23 protein-coding genes, 1 tRNA gene and 1 other RNA gene are annotated in these 20,904 nt (G+C 56.4%); 15 read left to right on the top strand and 10 right to left on the bottom strand.

Going from position 1 to position 20,904, the window contains the following annotated elements; all coding sequences use genetic code 11:
* Positions 1-94 precede the first annotated feature (94 nt).
* The 6 genes from fni (at position 95) to JQR86_RS06655 (ending at position 6,789) form a co-directional block, all read left to right on the top strand.
* On the top strand, positions 95-1,144 hold the full coding sequence (fni, locus tag JQR86_RS06680) for a type 2 isopentenyl-diphosphate Delta-isomerase (protein ID WP_407362023.1): 1,050 nt from the start codon (positions 95-97) through the stop codon (positions 1,142-1,144).
* Positions 1,145-2,422, top strand: a complete 1,278-nt coding sequence (locus tag JQR86_RS06675; protein WP_434154547.1) for a glycosyltransferase — start codon at positions 1,145-1,147, stop codon at positions 2,420-2,422. It begins immediately after the preceding gene.
* Positions 2,419-3,600, top strand: coding sequence for a lycopene beta-cyclase CrtY (crtY, locus tag JQR86_RS06670; protein WP_407362025.1), 1,182 nt, complete (start codon positions 2,419-2,421; stop codon positions 3,598-3,600). The genes JQR86_RS06675 and crtY overlap by 4 nt, the downstream gene beginning before the upstream one ends.
* Positions 3,597-5,114 (top strand): phytoene desaturase, encoded by a 1,518-nt coding sequence (locus tag JQR86_RS06665; protein WP_434154546.1) that lies wholly within the window; start codon positions 3,597-3,599, stop codon positions 5,112-5,114. Before crtY ends, JQR86_RS06665 begins: the two co-directional genes overlap by 4 nt.
* Positions 5,111-6,037: a 15-cis-phytoene synthase CrtB gene (crtB, locus tag JQR86_RS06660; protein WP_073449348.1), complete on the top strand. Its 927-nt coding sequence runs from the start codon at positions 5,111-5,113 to the stop codon at positions 6,035-6,037. The genes JQR86_RS06665 and crtB overlap by 4 nt, the downstream gene beginning before the upstream one ends.
* Before the next feature lie 179 nt (positions 6,038-6,216).
* Complete coding sequence (locus JQR86_RS06655) at positions 6,217-6,789, top strand: gluconate 2-dehydrogenase subunit 3 family protein (protein ID WP_125889267.1); 573 nt, start codon at positions 6,217-6,219, stop codon at positions 6,787-6,789.
* Between the two features lie 55 nt (positions 6,790-6,844).
* On the opposite strand, the gene JQR86_RS06650 is transcribed toward JQR86_RS06655, so the two are convergent.
* From JQR86_RS06650 to moaB, 4 genes are all read right to left on the bottom strand, one after another.
* Positions 6,845-7,345, bottom strand: a complete 501-nt coding sequence (locus JQR86_RS06650; protein WP_312510146.1) for a sterol desaturase family protein — start codon at positions 7,343-7,345, stop codon at positions 6,845-6,847.
* Between the two features lie 61 nt (positions 7,346-7,406).
* Positions 7,407-8,360, bottom strand: a complete 954-nt coding sequence (yegS, locus tag JQR86_RS06645; RefSeq protein WP_150347000.1) for a lipid kinase YegS — start codon at positions 8,358-8,360, stop codon at positions 7,407-7,409.
* Positions 8,361-8,501: 141 nt separating this feature from the next.
* Positions 8,502-9,698, bottom strand: coding sequence for a molybdopterin molybdotransferase MoeA (locus JQR86_RS06640; RefSeq protein WP_407362027.1), 1,197 nt, complete (start codon positions 9,696-9,698; stop codon positions 8,502-8,504).
* Positions 9,695-10,234, bottom strand: coding sequence for a molybdenum cofactor biosynthesis protein B (moaB, locus tag JQR86_RS06635; protein WP_407362028.1), 540 nt, complete (start codon positions 10,232-10,234; stop codon positions 9,695-9,697). Before moaB ends, JQR86_RS06640 begins: the two co-directional genes overlap by 4 nt.
* 149 nt (positions 10,235-10,383) lie before the next feature.
* Here moaB and mobA point away from each other — a divergent pair, with 149 nt between their 5' ends.
* The 4 genes from mobA (at position 10,384) to JQR86_RS06615 (ending at position 12,445) form a co-directional block, all read left to right on the top strand.
* Positions 10,384-10,986, top strand: a complete 603-nt coding sequence (gene mobA, locus JQR86_RS06630; RefSeq protein WP_407362029.1) for a molybdenum cofactor guanylyltransferase MobA — start codon at positions 10,384-10,386, stop codon at positions 10,984-10,986.
* A 44-nt stretch (positions 10,987-11,030) separates the two neighbouring features.
* A complete protein-coding gene (locus tag JQR86_RS06625) occupies positions 11,031-11,252 on the top strand; it encodes a YgdI/YgdR family lipoprotein (protein WP_122042123.1) in 222 nt (73 codons plus the stop codon).
* 80 nt (positions 11,253-11,332) lie between these two features.
* A tRNA-Pro gene (locus JQR86_RS06620) sits at positions 11,333-11,409 on the top strand.
* A 211-nt stretch (positions 11,410-11,620) separates the two neighbouring features.
* Positions 11,621-12,445, top strand: a complete 825-nt coding sequence (locus JQR86_RS06615) for a molybdate ABC transporter substrate-binding protein (protein WP_219652410.1) — start codon at positions 11,621-11,623, stop codon at positions 12,443-12,445.
* Between the two features lie 35 nt (positions 12,446-12,480).
* Here JQR86_RS06615 and JQR86_RS06610 read toward each other — a convergent pair whose 3' ends face one another.
* The 4 genes from JQR86_RS06610 to JQR86_RS06595 all read right to left on the bottom strand — a co-directional run bounded on the left by JQR86_RS06610 (position 12,481) and on the right by JQR86_RS06595 (position 15,131).
* Entirely contained in the window at positions 12,481-12,720 is a 240-nt protein-coding gene (locus tag JQR86_RS06610; protein ID WP_150346995.1) for a hypothetical protein, read from the bottom strand.
* A 128-nt stretch (positions 12,721-12,848) separates the two neighbouring features.
* A complete protein-coding gene (locus JQR86_RS06605) occupies positions 12,849-13,163 on the bottom strand; it encodes a hypothetical protein (protein WP_286787576.1) in 315 nt (104 codons plus the stop codon).
* Positions 13,164-13,249: 86 nt separating this feature from the next.
* Positions 13,250-13,465, bottom strand: a complete 216-nt coding sequence (locus tag JQR86_RS06600) for a hypothetical protein (RefSeq protein WP_010795032.1) — start codon at positions 13,463-13,465, stop codon at positions 13,250-13,252.
* A gap of 856 nt (positions 13,466-14,321) precedes the next feature.
* Entirely contained in the window at positions 14,322-15,131 is an 810-nt protein-coding gene (locus JQR86_RS06595; protein ID WP_219652411.1) for an SDR family NAD(P)-dependent oxidoreductase, read from the bottom strand.
* A 295-nt stretch (positions 15,132-15,426) separates the two neighbouring features.
* Between JQR86_RS06595 and ssrA the strand changes: the two genes are divergently transcribed.
* From ssrA to JQR86_RS06580, 3 genes are all read left to right on the top strand, one after another.
* Positions 15,427-15,780: a transfer-messenger RNA gene (gene ssrA, locus JQR86_RS06590) on the top strand.
* Positions 15,781-15,927: 147 nt separating this feature from the next.
* On the top strand, positions 15,928-16,416 hold the full coding sequence (locus JQR86_RS06585) for a hypothetical protein (RefSeq protein WP_010795039.1): 489 nt from the start codon (positions 15,928-15,930) through the stop codon (positions 16,414-16,416).
* Positions 16,417-16,574: 158 nt separating this feature from the next.
* Positions 16,575-16,778: a hypothetical protein gene (locus JQR86_RS06580; RefSeq protein WP_122042118.1), complete on the top strand. Its 204-nt coding sequence runs from the start codon at positions 16,575-16,577 to the stop codon at positions 16,776-16,778.
* 200 nt (positions 16,779-16,978) lie between these two features.
* On the opposite strand, the gene JQR86_RS06575 is transcribed toward JQR86_RS06580, so the two are convergent.
* On the bottom strand, positions 16,979-17,449 hold the full coding sequence (locus JQR86_RS06575) for an Hsp20 family protein (protein ID WP_407362030.1): 471 nt from the start codon (positions 17,447-17,449) through the stop codon (positions 16,979-16,981).
* A gap of 375 nt (positions 17,450-17,824) precedes the next feature.
* Between JQR86_RS06575 and JQR86_RS06570 the strand changes: the two genes are divergently transcribed.
* Together JQR86_RS06570 and JQR86_RS06565 are read left to right on the top strand one after the other, a co-directional pair.
* Positions 17,825-18,913, top strand: a complete 1,089-nt coding sequence (locus JQR86_RS06570) for a hypothetical protein (RefSeq protein ID WP_434154545.1) — start codon at positions 17,825-17,827, stop codon at positions 18,911-18,913.
* A gap of 182 nt (positions 18,914-19,095) precedes the next feature.
* The gene (locus JQR86_RS06565) at positions 19,096-19,428 is read left to right on the top strand and encodes a hypothetical protein (RefSeq protein ID WP_010795044.1); all 333 of its coding nucleotides are present in this window, start codon (positions 19,096-19,098) and stop codon (positions 19,426-19,428) included.
* A gap of 119 nt (positions 19,429-19,547) precedes the next feature.
* Here the strand turns inward: JQR86_RS06565 and JQR86_RS06560 are convergent, their stop codons facing one another.
* Positions 19,548-20,819, bottom strand: a complete 1,272-nt coding sequence (locus tag JQR86_RS06560) for a cytochrome P450 (RefSeq protein WP_434154544.1) — start codon at positions 20,817-20,819, stop codon at positions 19,548-19,550.
* Positions 20,820-20,904: the final 85 nt, after the last annotated feature.

Raw genomic sequence — 20,904 nt, 5'->3', positions numbered from 1 at the left:
TTCCCTGATCCGATCTTGCAGATCAGAGCCGCTTGACGTACTCATGACCACAATAGCCGACGAAAGGTCGATGGCAACAGGAAAAAGGTAACTCATGGTTGATTGGGAATTGGCAAGTCGCAAGAACGATCACTTGGATATCGTCCTTGATCCTGCACGTGCCTTGAGCAGTATCACGACTGGGTTTGAGCAGATTCAATTCCAGCACTGTGCCCTGCCAGAGCTGCACCTGAACCAGATCGATCTTGCCACCACGCTGCTGGGCAAGCCGCTCAAGGCGCCTGTTCTCATCAGTTCCATGACAGGCGGGCCGGAACGTGCACAGACCATCAACCGGCACCTTGCCGAAGCGGCGGAAACGCTAGGCCTGGCGCTGGCAGTGGGCTCGCAGCGCATTGCCCTGCAGAACGGTGGGGACAAGGGGCTGACCGGTCAATTGCGGCAACTGGCTCCGTCCATTCCCCTTCTCGCCAATATTGGCGCAGCTCAATTAGTGGCGGGTTATGGCGTGACCGAGGCCCGTCGGGCAGTCGACATGATCCAGGCCGACGCCTTGATCATTCACCTCAACCCACTCCAGGAGGCGGTACAGTCCGGCGGCGATCGCAACTGGCAAGGCGTCCTGGCTGCCATCAAACATCTGGTAACACATTTGGGCGTTCCGATCGTCATCAAGGAAGTGGGCGCAGGCATTTCTGCCGATGTCGCCCAGCAACTGACAGAGGTGGGTGTCGCCGTGATCGATATAGCCGGCGCAGGAGGAACCAGCTGGGCAGCGGTCGAAGCCGAGCGTGCCCATAACGACCTTGATCGTCAGGTTGCTCAAGCCTTCATCAACTGGGGCATTCCAACCGCCCAGGCGATTGCTCAGGTCCGTGAGCAATGCCCGGACATTCCACTCATTGCCTCGGGCGGTATCCGCAACGGCGTCGATGCGGCCAAAGCCATTCGCCTGGGCGCCGATGTGGTCGGCCAGGCTGCCGCCGTGCTGCATAGCGCAACCCTGTCTCCAGAAGCCGTTCTGAACCATTTCGAAGTCATGATCCGGCAACTGAAGGTAGCCTGCTTCTGCACCGGCTCGGCAAATCTGGCCGAGCTGCGCAAGGCCCGCCTGTTAAGACCCGTTTCGCTCGCGGAGACCTGAATGCCTCATTTCGCCCTCATCGCCCCTGCATTTTCTAGCCATCTTCGCGCAATGGAAGCGATTGCCGAAACCCTGGTGGCGCGAGGGCACACGGTCAGCCTGCTCCATCAGGCGGATGTCGGCGAGCGGCTTCGTAGCAACGCCATCCGCTTTCACCCGATAGGCCTTGAGTCTCATCCGCCTGGATCGCTGGACGCCATGATTCGCCGGGCCGGTAATCCAGGCGGCCCGTTTGGGCTGATGCGCGTTATTCATGATATGGCTCGCAGCACCGAGTTGTTTTGCCGCGAGGCACCGAAGGTATTGCGTGACCTGGCCGTTGATGCCGTAATTTCCGATCAGATGGAAGCCGCTGGGGGGCTTATAGCCGAGCATTTGCGCCTGCCCTACGTCTCGGTAGCCTGTGCCTTGCCGGTCAACCGGGACCCGATTGTGCCTCTTCCCGTCATGCCATGGGGATACGACACATCGCCACGAGGCCGCCATCTCAATCAGGGCAGTGCCCAGGTCTATGACCTCCTGATGCATGAGCATGCCCGTGTCATCCAGCGATACGCAAAAACCTTTGGTCTTGAGCCTCGGTCAACATTGGCCGACTGCCTGTCGCCTTACGCTCAAATCAGCCAGTGCGTACCGGGATTCGATTTTCCCCGTACCGAGCTACCAGCCAACTTTCACGAAGTCGGCCCGCTACGCCTACCCGCAACGCAAGACCCTGCCCTGAGCTATCCGATCCGCACCGACAAACCGTTTGTGTTCGCATCGCTAGGGACATTGCAAGGCGGACGTTTCACCTTGTTCGAACGGATCGCACGCGCCTGCAAAATGCTTGATGTGCAATTACTCATCGCCCACTGCGGTGGCCTCAACCTGCAGCAATGCGATGCCTTGAGGCAGGCTGGCGCTCACTGGGTTACAGACTTTGCACCGCAGCGAGCCACGTTGGCGCGGGCCGATGCGGTCATTACCCATGCCGGTCTCAACACTGTGCTCGACGCGCTGGAAGCAGGGACGCCCATGCTGGCGTTGCCAATTGCCTTCGATCAACCCGGCGTGGCCGCACGCATCGAGCATGCCGGCGTCGGCCTTCGCCTGAGCCCTAAGCGACTGACCTCCGGCAAATTGGCCCTCGCTCTGCAACGCCTTCTGACCGAACCGCATTTTCGCTGGAAGGTTCAGGTCTTTCAGCCTCGGGTTCAGGCAGCCGGCGGCGTACAAAAAGCCGCTGACCTTATTGAGGACGTACTCAGCAAGGTTGCCCTGGAGAGACCCGCATGAATACCTATGACCTGATCCTGGCGGGAGGTGGACTGGCCAACGGGCTGATTGCCCTGAAACTACGCCAGACACGTCCGGAGCTCCGCATCCTACTCATCGAGCAAGGCGACCGACTGGGCGGTAATCACACCTGGTCCTTTCATGAGCCGGACCTGACAACGGAGCAGCTCGCCTGGATCGAGCCGCTGGTAGCCCATCGCTGGGAGGAGTATCAGGTATTTTTTCCTGGGCTTGAGCGGACACTGAGCAGTGGTTACGCCTCTATCAGCGCCGAGCGCTTTCATGACGTTCTGATGGAGCGCCTGGGTGATTCGGTACGTCTGAACGCTACGGTCAGCGCGCTTGGCCTCGCAGAGGTCAGGCTTGCCAACGGCGAAGCGTTTCAGGCGGCTGCAGTTCTGGATGGCCGGGGTCATCGCCCCAGCCCGCACATGGGGTTGGGTTTTCAAAAGTTTCTGGGCCAGGAGTTACAGCTCGCGCAGCGCCACGGGCTTTCCGGTCCGATCATCATGGATGCCACCGTTCCACAAACGGAGGGTTACCGTTTCATCTACGTCCTGCCGCTTACTCAGGACCGGGTTCTGATCGAAGACACCTACTATGCTGATGGACAGAACCTTGACCCTGATCGGCTGCGTGACCACATCGCCCGCTACGCCGCCGACCACGGCTGGACAATCCAGTCCCTGATCAGGGAAGAGCATGGCGTGCTCCCTATTACGCTGAGCGGTGACATTGAGGCGTTCTGGGCCGAAGCGGGAGACATCCCACCTACTGGTCTCGCCGCCGGACTCTTTCATGCTACTACAGGATACTCGTTGCCTGAGGCGGTACGACTGGCGGAACTTATCGTTAGCTGCTCCCGTCTGGATACCTCTACCCTTGTTGATACGGTTCGCCGGCATGCGCTGCAACGCTGGCGAACCTATGGATTTTTCCGCCTGCTCAACCGCATGCTATTTCTGGCCGGCAAACCTCAGCATCGCTACCGTGTGATGCGTCGCTTTTATGGTCTTCCGGAACCCTTGATCCAGCGTTTCTATGCCGGACAGTTAAAGCCCAGCGATAAGCTGCGCATTCTAACAGGCAAGCCACCGGTTCCATTACGCGAGGCACTGACGGCGGCACTGGCCAGCCGCACCGGTCAAACAGGCGGACCGATTAAGGACATCTCATGAATACAGACGTCGTTTCCAATTCCAGGCAGGCTGTTGTCGTTGGTGCCGGTTTTGGCGGACTGGCCCTGGCCATACGCCTGCAGGCCTCCGGGATTCGTACCACGCTACTCGAAAAGCGGGACAAACCCGGCGGGCGCGCCTATGTCTATAAGGACAAAGGCTTTACCTTCGATGCCGGCCCCACGGTCATTACCGATCCCTCGGCCCTGGAAGAGCTCTTTACTGTGGCAGGGCGCAAGCTGTCGGACTATGTCGAACTGCTGCCCGTCGATCCGTTCTACCAGTTGTGCTGGGAAGACGGCACCCGCTTCGACTATGTCAACGATCAAGCCACGCTCGATGCCCAGATCAAGTCACTCGACCCCGCCGACGTCGAGGGCTATCAGCGCTTTTTGGCCTACTCCCGCGCAGTCTATGAAGAGGGCTATGTGAAACTGGGTAGCGTGCCGTTCCTGAGCTTTCGCGACATGGTTCGTGCCGGGCCGCAGCTACTGAAGCTTCAAGCCTGGCGCAGTGTGTACGATCAGGTCTCCAAATTCGTTCGCAACGACAAGCTTCGTCAGGCACTCTCCTTTCATACGCTGCTGGTCGGTGGTAACCCGTTCGCTACCTCGTCCATCTATGCGTTGATTCATGCTCTGGAGCGCCAGGGCGGCGTGTGGTTTCCCCGTGGCGGTACAGGCGCTCTGGTCCAGGGTCTGGCCAAGCTGTTTCAAGACATTGGCGGCACATTGGAACTTAACACGCCTGTCGAGCGCATCCTGGTCGACAATTGTCGTGTAACAGGTGTCATTACCGCCCAAGGCAAGCAGATCGAGGCCGACCTGGTTGCATCCAATGCCGACGTAATCCACACCTACAAGAAGATGCTGGGTCATCATGTACACGGTATCGTCGAGGCGAACCGCCTGAAGAAGAAGCGTCACAGCATGTCGCTGTTCGTGGTGTACTTTGGCCTGCGCCAGCGCCCTGAAGAACAGAAGCTTCAACATCATACGATCTGTTTTGGTAACCGTTACCAGGGCCTAATCGAGGAGCTATTTTCCGGTCCTGGCGTTCCTGAGGATTTCTCGCTCTACCTGCACTCCCCGTGCGTGACCGACCCCTCCCTGGCACCAGAGGGCTGCAGTGCTCACTATGTGCTGTCGCCTGTCCCGCACCTGGGCAATGCACCGGTAGACTGGTCGGTAGAGGGTCCGAAGTACCGGGACCGCATTCTGGCCTACCTGGAAAAGCATTACATTCCAAACCTGAATCGCGACCTGGTCACCAGCCGGATTTTTACACCCGAAGATTTCCGCACCGAACTCAATGCGTATGTCGGTTCAGCCTTCTCCCTGGAGCCAATCCTGACCCAGAGCGCCTGGTTCCGGCCGCATAACCGAGACGCCGCTATTCCCAACCTTTATCTGGTCGGTGCCGGCACCCACCCGGGAGCAGGCATTCCTGGTGTAGTCGGCTCGGCCAAAGCGACCGCAAGCGTGATTCTGGGGGACCTTGGAGCAGCCATATGAATACGGCAGTCGTCGAACACGCAACGCAGTCCATCAATGTCGGCTCCAAGAGCTTTGCCGCTGCGGCCAAGCTGTTCGACGAACAAACCCGTCAAAGCGCCGTGATGCTTTACGCCTGGTGCCGCCATTGTGACGATGTGGTGGACGGCCAGGACCACGGTCATGGACAGGTTGAAGGCGACCGGACGGCAAGCGAAGCCCGTCTTCAGGAACTTGAAGATCTGACGCGCCGCGCCTATGCAGGTGAGCCTATGAGCGAGCCGGCTTTTGCCGCCTTCCAGCAGGTCATCCAGCGCCATGCCATTCCCGAGCGCTATCCTCTTGAGCATCTGGCGGGTTTCCGCATGGATGTTGAAGAGCGGGTCTACTACCGCCTCGACGATACCCTCCAATACTGCTACCACGTCGCCGGAGTAGTAGGCGTCATGATGGCAATGCTCATGGGTGCGCGCGACGAAGACACGCTCGACCGAGCCTGTGATTTAGGCATGGCGTTTCAGCTGACCAATATCGCACGGGACATTGTAGAAGACGCCCGCATAGGCCGAATCTACCTTCCTAGGGAATGGCTCGATGAGGCTGGCATTCCTGTCGCCGAACTGGCTGATCCCGCGCATCGTGTCCGCCTGGCCACCCTGGCGCAGCGTCTGGTCGCGCTGGCTGAACCCTACTATGACTCAGCCGCTACCGGTATTGCCGACCTGCCTCTGCGCTCAGCCTGGTCGATTGCGACCGCTCGCGCCGTTTATCGGGAAATTGGTCTGAAAGTTAACGCACGAGGCCCTAGCGCCTGGGACAGTCGGGTATCAACCAGCACCGTTGATAAGCTTCGCCTGGTGATAAGAGGCGCCCTACGTGCACTGGCTTCACGGGCGGGCCGCTCTAGTCCGCGCCCCGCCGATCTATGGACCCGTCCGCGGTAAGTGAACGCACCGGGCGGTAGTGTCTCGTTACGAAATGAAGACTTGCGTCTTTTGCTGAAATTGGTCACAAACAAGGCGTCGCACGGCGACACTAAACCTAAACTTTTCAGTGGTATAGCAGGTCAGACATAAGCGACTACTTTAAGTCGCTCTACAGTAGTCAAGTACGGGATATATTTATGCACAAGACGGAATCGGCTGTTCCAAGAGATCTACAAAACGCACCGACCTCGCTCTTCTCGATCATCCCGCTTGTGCCGAGTGCACACACTACGGCCAGTCCGGACAGATCGCATACCTACAAACCGGAATTTTTCAACGAGAGCGAATGGGCGCTGCTCAAGGCAGCTTGCGAACGCCTGACTGCCACGACCAATCAAGGCACCAGTGAATCCCTGGTCGATCTGCCTATTTTCATTGATCAGCATATGTTGTCGCCTTATGCGCACGGCGACCTGGATTGTCTGCAAGACCCTTTCACCGATGCACCCGCCAAACTTCCTCAGGGTCGCCAGCCGCTACGTGACCTGGTACGTGCCGGGCTTGCGGATCTGAATCGCTACAGTCAACAAACGCATCAGCAGCTTTTTACGGCACTGTCAGCCGAAGAGCAGCAGCATGTTTTGAGCAATGCCGAAGCCGGTCTTCTGGGCACGCAAGCCCAGGAATTCATTTCCCTGCTTCGCACTGAAATCGATCACAGTCGCTTCGCCCACTCGTTGTTTCCGGCATACGAACCTCTGTCTGCTTGAACCCTCTGAACCGAATAAAAAAAGCGCGCCTTCTGGCGCGCTTTTGCGTGGGGCTTTACTCCTGATCGAACCGCCGCTTCTTGAGCGGGCCGTCATGCAGATCACGCAGCTGCTTCTTGAGCACGGTCACTGATGGCGCATACAGGAAGCCAAACGAGACACATCCCTCCTTTCCATCCACGGCATGATGCATGCGATGGGCCTGATAGAGCCGCTTCAGGTATCCGCGACGCGGGACATATTTGAAAGGCCAGCGCTGATGGACAAGGCCGTCGTGAGCGATGAAATACAACAGCCCGTACGCCGTCATACCGGCACCAATCCACTCGATCCGGCCATAACCGGACGTGCCGAAATAAATCAGGGCGATAGCAAGGCCGGCGAATACAACGGCATAAAGGTCGTTTTTCTCGAACCAACCGGTGCGCGGCTCATGATGGGACTTGTGCCAGCCCCATCCCCAGCCGTGCATGATGTACTTGTGTGCGTACCAGGCAAACCACTCCATAAAGGCCACGGTGCCCAGCACGATTGAGGTATTGATTAAGATATCCATGTTCGGCTCCAGGATCGTCCTTCCACCTTACTGCCTGAAACCCATTTGCGCACGATCTGGATCAGGAAACCGGGTCGGACGTCACCAGCAGGGTCGACGGATTCCCGAGTAGAACGGAATCCGTTGGCAGGTGGACATTCAGTGCGGCAGAGCGCACCACAAAACGTACCTTTTTGCTGTGCATGGGTTCGCCGTCCAAATTCATATCGACCCCTTCGCTGGCGGAAACCTCAACCCAGGGTAACCGGGTACGAATGAACAGATCCTCGCTGGCAAATCCGCCTGAAAACCATGAGCCCAACGTTCCCATCAGATCCTGTGGCGTGGGCAGAATAGTTAGATCAAGCATGCCATCGTTGACGACTGCATTCGGGCACAGCACATGGCCGCCGCCGGCCTGCCGACCATTGCCAATCCCCATGGCCAGAAACTCGCCTTCCCATTCAAAATCCGGCCCTTCGAAACGACCATAGGCGGAGCGCACTTCCGCAAAGCGCGTAAGGCCTGTCAACAGATACGCCGTGCCACCCAGTACGCGCTTGAGTTCCGAGGACGTATTCGCCGTCACTTGTGAACCAAACCCGCCGGTGGCCATATTGAGAAACATTTCGCCGTCTGCTTCGATCAGATCGATGGGTTGCGCTGGCGTATCCAGTAGCGCCAGTGCCTCGGCAGGATCAGCTGGAATACCCGCCGCCCGGGCAAAGTCATTGGCGGTTCCCAGGGGCATCAGGGCCAACGACGCATCGGAGCGCGTACGAGCCAAGGCTTCGGCCACCAGCTTGAGCGTACCGTCGCCTCCGCCTGCTACCAGATGCGTATAACCTGCAGCGACTGCTTCCTCAACAAAACGGGCCGCATCGCCATTCTCCCAAGTGACCCGGACATCGACCGTTTTGCCGGTCGCACGTCGCGCCTCAACCGCTGCGCGGACATCGTCATTGGTGGCTTGATTACCATTGAGAATCAGCAGTGTTTTTTCATTGGAATCGGAGACGGTGACAGGAACATTCATGAACAGAGCACCCAGCAAAGTCGAGTGTCAGTAGGACTACGTCAACGGGTCCACGTTCCTTGGGAGCGACTTGATTTGTGATGAAGCAACCGCTCTGAAACCGACCTGGGAAAGCCGATGCGTTCCCAGGTCGGCAAGACTTCAGCCAATCAGCTCACTCATGGGAATGAAGCCCACAAGATCACCTTCGGCGATGGTTCTTCCTTCACGTACCTCTACCAACCCGTCAGCCCATGCCGCCGTACGCAGGACATTGGACCCCTGGTCGCGATGAGGCACGACCCGGCCATTTTCAAGCCTCGCCCGCTGGTACTCGCGTCGCTCGCCCACGCGCGTCCAATTAAACCCTGCTGCCACTTCCAGCTTGAGGGGTTCAACATCCTGAACGCCCATCCGACGCAGCAGATAAGGACGCGCCAGCAGCCCGAACGTCACCAACGTAGACGCTGGATTGCCTGGCAGCCCGATAACCGGCACGCCGTTATAACGACCACAAGTGAGCGGCTTGCCTGGCTTGAGCGCCAGCTTCCAGAGGGTCAGCTCACCCGCCTCACGCAAGGCTTGGCCCAGGAAGTCCGCCTCGCCTACCGACACACCGCCGGTCGACAGGATCAAATCCGCCGAGTGCAGCTGCGCTAATTGCTCACGGGTGCGCTCCAGATCATCCGGGAGGATGCCCGCATCAGTCACCTCGCAGCCCAGACGCTTGAGCCAGGACGCCAGCACCGTCCGGTTACTGTTGTAAATCTGTCCTGGCCCCAATGGCTTACCCGGCTCGACCAGCTCATCGCCGGTCGACAGGATCGCTACCCGGGGGCGCCTGAACACATCAAGAGCTGCGCAGCCCAACGACGCCGCAATACCCAGCTCAATCGGTCCCAGTCGCTTGCCAGCGTCCAGTACCGTATCGCCCTGGCGCGTCTCGTTACCCTTCAGGCGAACGTTTTTGCCTGCCTTGAGCGTCTCTACAAAGCGAATGCGGCCATCATCCAAGACTTCGGTGTTCTCCTGCATCTCCACCGTATCGGCACCTTCGGGCATGGGCGCCCCGGTAAAGATGCGTGCACAGGTGCCCGGCGTGAGCGGCTGCGGACTTTGCCCTGCAAAGATACGCTGACTGACAGGCAGCGGTTCGCCCTGAAGATCCTCAAAGCGCAGCGCGTACCCGTCCATGGCACTGTTGGACCATGGCGGCAGATCAAGCCCCGCTATCACGGACCGGGCCAGAACGCGCCCCTCGGCCTCCGCCAGAGTCACACGTTGCGTTTCGGTGATCGCGTCGGCATCAGCCATCGACAGGAGACGGGCCAATGCCTCCTCAATAGGTAACAGACTCATCCGCGCGGTCCGCAGGGTTCGGCCTTCTTCAGATGCGGCACAAAATTGCAGGGACGATGACGGTTGTCCAGCTGCTCAGCCAGAATGCCGTCCCAACCTGTACGGCAGGCACCCGTCGAACCCGGCAGGCAGCAGACCAGCGTACCGTTGGCCAAACCTGCCAGCGCACGGGACTGAACCGTGGACGTACCGATGTCTGTCGCAGAGATCTGACGGAAATATTCACCAAAACCATCGACCTGCTTGTCCAGCAGGCAGGCTACCGCTTCCGGTGTGCTGTCGCGGCCGGTAAAACCGGTGCCCCCGGTGATGACAACGACCTGGACGGTATCATCCGCAATCCAGTTGGCTACCTGAGCGCGGATTTTGTAGAGATCATCCTTGAGCAGTACGCGTGCAGCCAGAAAATGTCCCGCCTCGGTCAGACGGTTAACCAGCAACTGTCCCGATGTATCGGTTTCGAAGGTACGGGTATCACTGACAGTCAGAACGGCAATATTCAGCGGTACAAAGACCGCATCGGCCTTAGAGCTCATAACAATCATCCAAAACGGCAGGTAAGAGACATTTTTATATCACAGGCAGGACTACCACGTAGCGATCCAGACAGAGACAAACCGTCGCCCCGCCACACAGAGCCAAGCCGCGCTACACTGACGGCCCGTATTCGAGCCTGGACGTTCCCATGACCACACGCCTTTCCGACTGCTCCATTCTTCTGCTTGCCGGTGGCCGTGGTCAGCGTATGGGTGGAAGGGATAAAGGCCTGGTGGAATGGCATGGCCTTCCGCTGATCGAGCATATGCACAAGGTGGTCCGCCCCCTGACCGATGACCTCATTATTTCCTGTAACCGTAATGCCGAGCGCTACGCCCGGTACGCCGATCAGATCGTCAATGATGCCGAGCCCGACTTTCCCGGCCCGCTGGCCGGTATCCGTACAGGGCTCAGGGCAGCTCGTCATCGCTGGCTGATCCTCCTGCCGTGCGATGCTCCGCGCATTGATCGTGACCTGCTTGTCCAGCTACACCGCTGCGCACAGGAGGCACCTGATTCTCCGGTCATGGTGCGTCAGGGAAATTTCTGGGAGCCCTTGTTTTCACTTATTCCTACCCGCTTGAAAGATCGAGTGGAAGAAGCCTGGCAGGCAGGCGAGCGCAGCCCCCGGGGTGTATTCATTCCACTGAGTGCCCGGGCGCTACTGATTGCAGAGCATGATCAGCGTCTCGCCAATATCAATGATGAACACAGCCTGCTTGCCCTTTCATCGGAACCTGATGGAAAGTGACAGGTCAGAATGTCGTTAAACGTGCGTTTAAAAGGAGACTGCACATGAGAACCCGGATTCTACCTGCCTGTTTGCTGGCTCTTGGTTTTACCGTCCTGGCCGGTTGCTCTACGCCTTCAGTAATCACGTTGAACGACGGGCGTGAGATCCAGGCGGTAGATACACCCAAGTACGATGATGACTCGGGCTTCTATGAGTTCGAACAACTGGACGGCAAGCCTGCCCGCATCAATAAAGATCAGGTCCGCACCATCAAGGAACTGTAAAGTTTTGCAGAGGGTACGCAAAAAATTTCACCTAAAACCTTGTCTCTAAAAAGTTTTTAGGTAAAATGCGCGCCATCTTTCGGAGCGTAGCGCAGCTTGGTAGCGCGTCTCGTTCGGGACGAGAAGGTCGCTGGTTCGAATCCAGTCGCTCCGACCAGTATCCCGGTCTAACTCTGTTTAGACCAGCAAAGCCCGCCTTGTGCGGGTTTTGTTGTTTATGGCCTTAATGTTTTTGTCAGCATTCTGCCGTACATCTCGTCCTTTGCCTCCCACATAAGCGCCCTGTTCACGTAATATCCCGCCTCCGGTTGTGTTTACCTGTAAAAGGAAGCGATCCTGCCCTGTGCTCGGCGGGGTCAGCTCGGCTTATGAAAAATATCTTTTCCGCTTTCCTGCTCGCCCTGACCGCGGCGAGCCTTTCTGTGCATGCGGCCGCTCGCCCTGTGCCGCAACCTCCCCCTGCACTTCAGTTGTTTTGCGCTAAGGGTGCTCTGGACGTTGTCGAAAAAATCGGCCCTGTTTATGAAGAAACCTTTGGCAGAAAGCTTGTCAGCCATGTAGCGCCGGCACGTGGCAACGATGCCACCACCATTCCTAGTCGACTGGCCGAAGGTGAGCGGGCCGATGTCTTTTTGCTGGACCGCATGGCCATTTCCAAACTGCAGCAGCAGGGTCATATCGATCCAGACAGCTGCGCTGATTTCGGAAAATCCTATATTGCGCTTGCTGTCCCCCACGGCCAAAGCCATCCGGCCATGACAAGCATGGAAGAATTCAAACAAATTCTGCTGGATGCCAAATCAATTGCCTACTCCGAGAGTGCCAGCGGTTTGTATCTGGAAAATGTTCTGTTCAACCTCATGGGTATCAAGGAGCGAATTGCGCCCAAGTTGAAAAGAATCACGAACGAGTCAGTGGGCGACGCCATTGCCCGGGGTGAGGCGGAAATCGGTCTGGAACAGGTCAGCGAGCTGAGTCCTTTGCAGGGCGTCGATATCGTAGGACTCATACCCGATCAGGCGCAGAAGATGACGCTATACACCGCCTGCATGGCACCTGACACGCCCCATCCTGAAGAGGCCCGCCAGTTCATCAAATATATCAGCTCCAATGCTTCATTCGAGCTGATCAAAGCCAGTGGATTGCAGCCCCTTGTCGATCCTGACTACGAGCTGCACTTCAAAAAAGGTTGATTATCCACTGCCGGGGCGTTTACAACAGCCCCGCCTTATTCTGCCTGGATGGTAAACAGGCGCTCACCCTTGGCTGTTACCGCTGTGCCTTCATTGATGTCTGCCAGGTAATTGTCGTCCATGTCATACACCTGTTCGCCCTCGATGCGGTAGATCAACCTACCCTGATCATCCGAAGCGCGTACAAAGCCGTCATTGTCAATCAGACCAATCTGAACGGCTTTGTCGCCGTATCCAAATACCAGGTAGCGCCCTTGACTGTAATCGGCAGCCATCTCGTTTCCTCCAAGCATTAAGGTTGTCCGATGGACAACCTCTATCCAACATCTGTCGCCCTGTATGAACAACAGTACGTTCTGAAGGTTGGAGTCACGCTCTAGGCAAGAGTGCCGAAAAGTCCCGATCAGAACGAGTTGACTACCAGAGTCATGACAGGCCGACTATCCGATAATGGATGGACCTTGAGCCGAGCGCCGGTGCTACAGGTGATGATTGAATGGTGGCTGCCCAGCATTGGCTTATGTTTGACGACTTCAGGGCAATCAAAGCCAAATGTCTTGCTAGCATGCCAGGCAAGATCGGCCTTGCTCAGATTCTGGCTCGTATTGGCCTTTTGAGGCTGGGTGTTGTAAAGCGACTGATCCGCGCGCGTAAGCTCGGCATGAACAGACCAGGATAACGACGATGCCAGCAATAGAACTGCAAACTCTTTGCGCATGAGAACTCTCTTGAACTGCCCGTGCAGCTTTGAACGTTCACTCCTTAATAAATAGCCAGTCATCACCTAAGGCACACCAGAAGCGTTTAGCGCTTGCGACCTACAACCTTCGCAACGACTAACGCATCCTCGATGGCCATCTGCACATCCCCGACAAGATCAGCCGAAACCCACTTGTCTGAGCTGATGACATCGAGCTTGGCCTGCTCTGCAATGGTGTCGGTATCAACACCTAGCTTCAGGGCTGCTCCAAAAACAGAGGCCAGGGCCTGGCTATACACAACCAATATCCTGTCAGTCATGAATACTTACCTATCATCTTGAGCATCTAGGTGAACGTTCAGCACAACCTCAGTGACACTCCTTTGTCAGCACTGCGAACGGGCGGGGCAAAGCCTGCACCTTTCAAGTAGTAGCTGATAAATTCAAGGACTTCCCGAGAATTTCAAACCATCCATCAGCTTGGCTTAAAGCACGCCGGAAAAGCTCCGATAACCTTTTAGCAAGCAGTTCACCCCTACTTCTGCTTGTCTCCATGGTCTTTAAGCCTCGACTCGTCGAGGCTTTTTTCTTTCAGCGCCAGTGCCTGCTCATCCTTACGTTGGCATAGCAAGCACCATGCCTGAAAAAACGCCTGATTTCCGGCACTCGGCCGCTTCCAGCCATAAAAACGTCTATCAGAACCATTTCACGCTAGCGGCCTGAACTAATTTTGCGTTTACGGTCATACCAGAACGCACTGTCAGCGTGTCCGTCCCCACATGGAAGTAGCGGCAATCCTATGAACACTCTCGCCCTCTGGCTTACCTCCCTTGGCTTGGTTGCCCTGGCACTGCCCTACGAAGGGCTTTACGCCTGCAGTACCTATACGTGGTGTTATACCCAAAGCCCTGTATGGCTCCCGCTCTGCATCGTTGTGACATTGATGTCGTTCTGGATTTACAAAAGAGAGGGCGCATCCGGTAAGCCTCGGCGACAGAACACAGATCGATCATCCAGCAGTCTTCAGGCTTGGCCGTCTGCGCCAAAAGACCTCACCTAATAGGATGCTATCTGCTCATCGTCCGCTCGTGCTATTACCTTGCGCAACGGCAGTGTGGCTCAGGCACTGCCTGGAGAGGTTCTCGGACAAGGCGGGACGGCTACTAAGCTAAACGGCTAAGCCGAGCCTGGCTCAGACATCTGGCGATGACGCTCAGCTTTTTCCTGCTCAGACTCGGTGCGATTGGGGCCTTCGCCTTCCTGCTCAACTTCCGGCCCGCCCCCGTAGACCTCGGGTTGCCCGGCCATCAAGGCATTGAATCCCTGCTGCGCCACTAATACAGGATCATTCTTCTTGCCTGAGCCTACCTGAGTATCATCCTCACCGGCCCGGTGGAAAAAGTTGGTTTCGGTCGGTCCCGGCATCAATACCGTTACGCTCACACCGGTTCCCTTCATCTCATTGCCAATGGCATTCCCAAACGACCGCACAAAGGCCTTGGACGCTCCGTATACCGCCTCGAACGGAACAGGTGAGGTTCCTGAGATCGAAGAGGTTAAAAGCATACGACCTCGCCCTTGAGCCACCATGTCCCGACTGAATAACTTGGCAAGGTGTACTACAGACACCACATTGATCTGAATGAGGTTAAGTTCGCTCTCCAGCGTCGTCTCCGCCTCGGTACCCGGTACGAAACTGCCGCCAACGCCTACACCCGCATTGATGGCAATCGCATCAACTGGGCGGTTCAATGCACGAAACGCCGAATAGAGCTGCTCCACTCCTTCATAGGTTGCGAGGTCAACCGCCGCACATTCGACCTGAGCGCCTAGGGCCTGCAATGTCTGCTGGGCCTCATCCAGGCCTTTGCCCCGCGACGCGATAAGCAGGTCGAAGCCGTTCTGAGCGAATTGCCGTGCCAGCTCCAGCCCTATGCCATTCGAGGCACCTGTTACCACCGCCAGAGGTTTGTTCGTCTGAGTCATGCGGGTTACTCCATAAGGGTCATAGGCGTTATGACCTACTGGAGGCCGGGGCGACTCCCTAACCAACCGTATAAAAGTAGCCTGTCGCCACTACAAAACAGTTCTGGCAGCGAGTCGGTAGCCACACTAAACCATAGGGTGAAAATAAAACTTCCCTGCCCTTGAACAAACGAATCGCCTCCCCCATCTATGTAAATGCCGAAAGAGGAAAGCCCGCTTTCTTCAGATTCTGCCTTTTACTATCAGGCACTTGACAACTCGGCTGTTCATTTATACAGTGAGTAGTACTCATCAAGGGGGCGATTAGGATTCGACGCCGGTAACAAAACTTGAGGAGCATGCCGAGCTGGTAGCAGACCTCGTAAATTAGCTGCTGCAAACTTATAGTTGCCAACGACGACAACTACGCTCTAGCTGCTTAACGCGGCTAGCAGTCGCTAGGGGATGCCTGTAAACCCGAAACGACTGTCAGACAGAACAGGATCGCCGCCAAGTTCGCTGTAGACGTAACGGCTAAAACTTATACAGATCGCCCCAAGCGCCCTGCCCATCGGGCCGCTAAGGGTTAACTCTAGTAGATTGGGCTAAGCATGTAGCGCCAAGAGCGGAGAGCTGGCGGACGGGGGTTCAAATCCCCCCGCCTCCACCAAGCATAAAGGGCTAGCCAAACGGCTAGCCCTTTTTTATTGCCTAAAATCAGCTACTGTTAGAAATAAGGCGATACAATGGCATTTTGATATTTTTAATGTTCCACAGTCTGCACCATGGCAGGCGCTACTAACGACATGGTTGGATAATGAAATACAAGGCTTGGTTACTCGCCATAGCAGGATGCCTGGCTTCCCTGGCCGTCCATGCAGGTGAGCTGACGGATGAGAATGACGAGTTCAGAGAGCGGCGCTCCGTAATCTGGACGGGTGATAAATCTGCTAACGATCTGGTGTTTACCGTATCGGCTAGCCAGGCGACAACAAGCTCAGGCGGTAAGATCACAACATACATTGCCAAGCTATCCAGCATTGGCAACGAAGCCCGCTTTGGTGATTGCCGCTTTGCTCGCTGGACGATTGACGGCAAGGTCTTCTATGAAATGGAAGGCAAATACAAGCTCAACACCTTTCGCGATATCTACGGCGAAGACTTCACGACGCCCGTGACCCGGGAAGCGCTCGAGTACGTTGCGTCCGGCCAGCGCGTGGAATACAGGGCCTGCGATGTTAAAGGCAAGCTGTCTGACGACGATCTTGAAGGGCTTCAGCGCCTCTTGGATGTTACCGAAGGCTGACCTTTCCATCAGCAACTGGGCATTATTCGCACTATGCAATTACCGCTCATTTCAGACTAAAGGCTAACCGGAGTTAGCCGATACCGTAGATACCAGGCAGCAACGTGAGCTGCCGCACTCATTCGTGAGTAGTCTAAGACGCTGCTAAGGATAGAAAAGTGTTCTACTGTCTCGGCCTGATACTCTTTGCTGCAGGATCCTTCTGCCTGTTTTTTGCGCCAGAGGACCTTCAAATCGTTATCGAGGGTGTATTGCTGATGGCTATCGGCTTTACTTACATTCTTGAAGGCAAACGCAGCCAGCGCAAGCTAAAGGCACTGGCATCCTGCCGCTATTCAAGTCTGCATATTCCCGGTCGATAATAAGGCGGGTCTGGCAGTTTCCCTCTCTTTCTGCCCGACCCTAAGCCCCGAGCAATCGGGGCTTTTTATTGCCTGCGTCTATCGCGGCTGAGCATGCCGATAAAGACGCACCAAATGGAAACAGGGTCTTTTAAGAAGCCCCATACAAAAAGGGGATGTTCATGACATCCCCTTTCTCTAGTGCCTTATCGCCGCTGTGCTTAGGCGGCTTGCCCTTCCAGCGCAGGCTTTTCATCGGCACTCAACTGACCGTTGATAGCGATGCGCTTGGGCTTGGCCTCTTCCGGTACGTCACGTACCAGATCGATGTTGAGCAGGCCATTCTTCAAGCTCGCACCCTTCACCTCAATGTGATCAGCCAGGCGGAAGGACAGCTTGAAGGCACGCTGGGCGATGCCCTGGTGCAAATAGGTCACGCTGTCGGCGCTCTTCTCACGGCGGCCGCTCTTCACGGTCAACACGCCCCGCTCCACTTCGAGCTCAAGGTCGTCTTCGGCAAGGCCGGCAGCCGCGATCACGATGCGATAGCGATCGTCGCCATGCTTTTCCACGTTATAGGGTGGATAGGAGCTGCCCGACTCGTTGCGCAGCGCGGATTCGAACAGGTCATTGAAGCGGTCGAATCCAACGGAATGGCGGAACAAGGGAGCAAGAGAGAATGCAGTGTTCATATAGGGAATCTCCTGAGTCATCAGCAAGTTTCAACGCAAGGCCCGACTTCGGCGCCCTGCAGGATTCGATATAGGAACCCGCTCGTTTTTTTCAAGTAGTACGCCCGACGAACGGTAAATCATAGATCTATAGTCGGACTAATCGAACCAGATAAATCAAACAGAATAGAGCAGGATTTAATCCTGATAGACGACGTTGATGACCAACAAACCATCTTTTGGGCGATAGCCTATTCACGACCAGCCATAGAGACTTGGCCCGTTTTGCCTGATTGCCATGAGCGTAAGGGCGAAACTCCAGGCTGGCGTCCCGAGGGGCAGGCAGTGCGGGCGATCCGTGCATGGACGTTATCAACGATCAAGGAGAGAGTCTCTATGTTCAGTTTGAAACCTCTTGTACTGGCGGTATCTGCTCTGACCAGCTTTTCGGCCATGGCAGCATTCGATTCGGCCACACTAACTCAGGAAGGCAATAACAACGAGGTAACCCTCAACCAAAGCGCCGGAACCTACAACACGGCGACGCAGACGCAAACCGGCGATGACAATCAGGCTATTGCCGAACAGACAAACAGTAACAACAGCACGATAGAGCAGGTTCAAGCTGGCAACGCCAACCTAAGCCGAGCAACTCAGGCCTATGCCGAAGAGAGCAGCATCACCACTGACCAGAACGGCAGCAACAATACGGTACTGGCAGGACAGGATGACGTTTCAACCAGTACGATTACCGTCACTCAAGGCGGTGATGCCCACATGGTAGCTGTCCAGCAGATCGGTACGACCGACTCTACCGTTACGGTCTATCAGGAGGGCGCTGGACATACCGCATCCATTACCCAGGCGGGCTCAAACAATCTGGCTGAAGCCTATACCTACGGCAGCAACAACACGGTGAATGCCAGTCAGCAAGGCGCTTTCATGGGCGGTCAATACGGCTCGGATCTGACGATGTTTTTTGGGCAGAGCGGTGATTCGAACGTGGTGAATGCCAGCCAGCAGGGATTCGATAATGAACTCTGGACCGGCCAGTATGATGCGAATAACACCATAACGGTTGAGCAGTCCGGCTTTGGTAACGGTCTTCGACTCGCTCAAGATGAAAACAATAACGTCATGACCAGCGAGCAGGCTGGAAGGAACAATACGCAGGCCATGACTCAGTCCGGCAACAACAACGAATTGAATATCAGCCAGGACGGTATGGACCAGCGCGCAACCTTGATCAGCCAGGGAGACAACAACGAAGTCAACATTACCCAGAACGGTACGATTGGAGGGGTAGATATCACGCAGACAGGGAATGACAACCTCGTCAGTACCACCCAGAGCGGAGACTTCCTGCTCTCTACCATCACCCAGACCGGCGATGTAAACCAAATTCAGCTCAACCAGACCAACGCCTGGAGCCAGGCCTATATCCAGCAAACAGGAACAGGCAACTCCGCAACAGTTAGCCAGTAATCGTGTCTTTCAGGTGGTTGGCCAAACGGGGCCAGCCGCCTGAGTTTCATAACCAACCTTTTATCTGCCAGTAACCGGCCTTACACAACCTTTACCTTCCTCCTCTTTTTCTTTACAGCGCTTCGTTGTTTTATTGAATGGCCGGCTTTTCATGCAGCCGGGCTCCTAAGGAGGAGACGTTCATGATTCGCCAGTTACCCAAGATTGCGCTTCTGGTAGGTTGCCTCGCAGCGGCCGGCCAGGCCTCCGCTCACGGTGGGCATGGCCCAGGGCCTGCCATTTTCGGGGCCGTGGTCGGGGCAGTCGTTGGCGGAGCGATTGTGGCTAACTCACGCGCAGCTGAAGCGCCTGTCTACGTACAGGCGGCTCCACCGCCGCCCCCGCCACAGGTGGTTTACTACCCGGCGCAGCCTGTCTATTACGAGACCCAGGTTGTACGCGTAGCTCCTGCTCCGCCGCCACATTATTACTATGGCCCGCCACCTGGCTATTACGGCCCCCCGCCGCGCTGGTAGCTGAAAGAAGCCTCGCTTGATGCGAGGCTTCTTTTTATGAGGCCAAGGCGCTGCTGATCCACAGCCGTTGCAATGACGCACAGGCGCTAAAGGTTCGAATGCTGAACCTTAGCCTTCGCTCATTGAACCCTCTCCGCAGACTCACGTACCACCGACCGCACATGGCTGATCACAAAACGACTTTCCGGGAGAGCTGGAATACGCGTGATATCGATCGAAAGATCCTGCGGGGGTACGTCATAACGCATCCACTGCGTAAGCGCCTTGACTGCCACCTTTAGCAGCTCGATCGTAATCCACTCACCGGGGCAGCGATGGTTCTGATGATGGTCGCCACCGCCTTGAGTGACAAAACCGAACGGGTTTTCATTCCAGGTCAGAAACCGCTCAGGATCAAATCGCTCAGGGTCCTTCCAGATTCTCGCATCGTGATTGATGCCATAGAGATCCAGCAGAACGCGAGTTCCCTTGGTAAAGGGATAGCCTTTCCACTCGAAGTTCTTGCGAACACGCGCCACTGTAAAGGGAAAGAACGAAAAGACGCGCCGCACTTCTTGTACAAAGGGTTCCAGCATGCTCGGCTCGTCGCGCAGCCTTTGTTGCCACTCGGGGTGCTTGTTCAGGGCCCAGGCAGCAAAGATTACAAAGCGTGCAACCGCTACGGTAGGCCTCAGCACATTGAGAATTTCGACCGCAGCCGTTTTAGGGTCAAGCCGGTTGCCATCACTGTCCTTATGGTGGCTGAAGACGTACAAGGCCGTTTGCGGAGCCGGATTCAACGCACCCTGACGCACCTGCGTGACGAGATCTGCAATCCAGGCTTCAGCTTCTTTGCGAGCCTTTCGGCCATTGAGGTGCCGAAGCCCTATCCCACCCGCGCCATCGATCAGAGCGGTGAGCTGCGAGCGGCGCTTGGCTACGTCGCCCTCGGGCAGCGGCACGCCGGACCACTCACAAACGACCCGGCAGAGCTGAAACTGGGCTGCATAGAGCAGGATAACTTCGTGATTACCGGTCCAGGCGGAAATGTCTCGCCGCCATTGCTCGGCGTACCGGGCCGTCAGTCGTTGGATATTGTCGGGCGTCATCAATGACATGAACATCTGCTTGCGCACGCGGTGCGCCTGCCCGTCCAGCCCTTGAATGGAGCCAAAGCCAAACAGGGTCTTTTTCAACATACGGGGGGCGGCTGCTTCCCGCATGAAAAGCGACTCGTCGTAAAATAGCCTGGCCCCCTCCTCCCCGGACAGACAGATAGTGTTCTGCATGAGCAGGCGCGCCTGAAAGACATCGCTCTGGTAACGACGGCAGCGCTCAGGGATGTAGCGGTATCCCTCCTTGAGCAAGGTGATAGAGCTGTCCAGATGGGGGTCTTTAGGGATCGCTGACATAAACGACGGCACTCCAATTGATCGACTTGCACATTGCCGTAACGCTCTGCCGATGGGCAGGCGAACGCACGCGTGATGTCTTAAT

This window comes from Pseudomonas sp. JZ134 (genome assembly GCF_051027695.1).
Taxonomy (GTDB): domain Bacteria; phylum Pseudomonadota; class Gammaproteobacteria; order Pseudomonadales; family Pseudomonadaceae; genus Chryseomonas; species Chryseomonas luteola.
The sequence above is the reverse complement of the archived record's forward strand: the minus strand, read 5'-3'. Positions and strand labels throughout refer to the sequence as shown.

Coding starts and splice junctions, on each gene's coding strand:
- fni (WP_407362023.1), top strand. CDS start 95: ATGGTTGATTGGGAATTGGCAAGTCGCAAGAACGATCACTTGGATATC.
- JQR86_RS06675 (WP_434154547.1), top strand. CDS start 1,145: ATGCCTCATTTCGCCCTCATCGCCCCTGCATTTTCTAGCCATCTTCGC.
- crtY (WP_407362025.1), top strand. CDS start 2,419: ATGAATACCTATGACCTGATCCTGGCGGGAGGTGGACTGGCCAACGGG.
- JQR86_RS06665 (WP_434154546.1), top strand. CDS start 3,597: ATGAATACAGACGTCGTTTCCAATTCCAGGCAGGCTGTTGTCGTTGGT.
- crtB (WP_073449348.1), top strand. CDS start 5,111: ATGAATACGGCAGTCGTCGAACACGCAACGCAGTCCATCAATGTCGGC.
- JQR86_RS06655 (WP_125889267.1), top strand. CDS start 6,217: ATGCACAAGACGGAATCGGCTGTTCCAAGAGATCTACAAAACGCACCG.
- JQR86_RS06650 (WP_312510146.1), bottom strand. CDS start 7,345: ATGGATATCTTAATCAATACCTCAATCGTGCTGGGCACCGTGGCCTTT.
- yegS (WP_150347000.1), bottom strand. CDS start 8,360: ATGAATGTTCCTGTCACCGTCTCCGATTCCAATGAAAAAACACTGCTG.
- JQR86_RS06640 (WP_407362027.1), bottom strand. CDS start 9,698: ATGAGTCTGTTACCTATTGAGGAGGCATTGGCCCGTCTCCTGTCGATG.
- moaB (WP_407362028.1), bottom strand. CDS start 10,234: ATGAGCTCTAAGGCCGATGCGGTCTTTGTACCGCTGAATATTGCCGTT.
- mobA (WP_407362029.1), top strand. CDS start 10,384: ATGACCACACGCCTTTCCGACTGCTCCATTCTTCTGCTTGCCGGTGGC.
- JQR86_RS06625 (WP_122042123.1), top strand. CDS start 11,031: ATGAGAACCCGGATTCTACCTGCCTGTTTGCTGGCTCTTGGTTTTACC.
- JQR86_RS06615 (WP_219652410.1), top strand. CDS start 11,621: ATGAAAAATATCTTTTCCGCTTTCCTGCTCGCCCTGACCGCGGCGAGC.
- JQR86_RS06610 (WP_150346995.1), bottom strand. CDS start 12,720: ATGGCTGCCGATTACAGTCAAGGGCGCTACCTGGTATTTGGATACGGC.
- JQR86_RS06605 (WP_286787576.1), bottom strand. CDS start 13,163: ATGCGCAAAGAGTTTGCAGTTCTATTGCTGGCATCGTCGTTATCCTGG.
- JQR86_RS06600 (WP_010795032.1), bottom strand. CDS start 13,465: ATGACTGACAGGATATTGGTTGTGTATAGCCAGGCCCTGGCCTCTGTT.
- JQR86_RS06595 (WP_219652411.1), bottom strand. CDS start 15,131: ATGACTCAGACGAACAAACCTCTGGCGGTGGTAACAGGTGCCTCGAAT.
- JQR86_RS06585 (WP_010795039.1), top strand. CDS start 15,928: ATGAAATACAAGGCTTGGTTACTCGCCATAGCAGGATGCCTGGCTTCC.
- JQR86_RS06575 (WP_407362030.1), bottom strand. CDS start 17,449: ATGAACACTGCATTCTCTCTTGCTCCCTTGTTCCGCCATTCCGTTGGA.
- JQR86_RS06570 (WP_434154545.1), top strand. CDS start 17,825: ATGTTCAGTTTGAAACCTCTTGTACTGGCGGTATCTGCTCTGACCAGC.
- JQR86_RS06565 (WP_010795044.1), top strand. CDS start 19,096: ATGATTCGCCAGTTACCCAAGATTGCGCTTCTGGTAGGTTGCCTCGCA.
- JQR86_RS06560 (WP_434154544.1), bottom strand. CDS start 20,819: ATGTCAGCGATCCCTAAAGACCCCCATCTGGACAGCTCTATCACCTTG.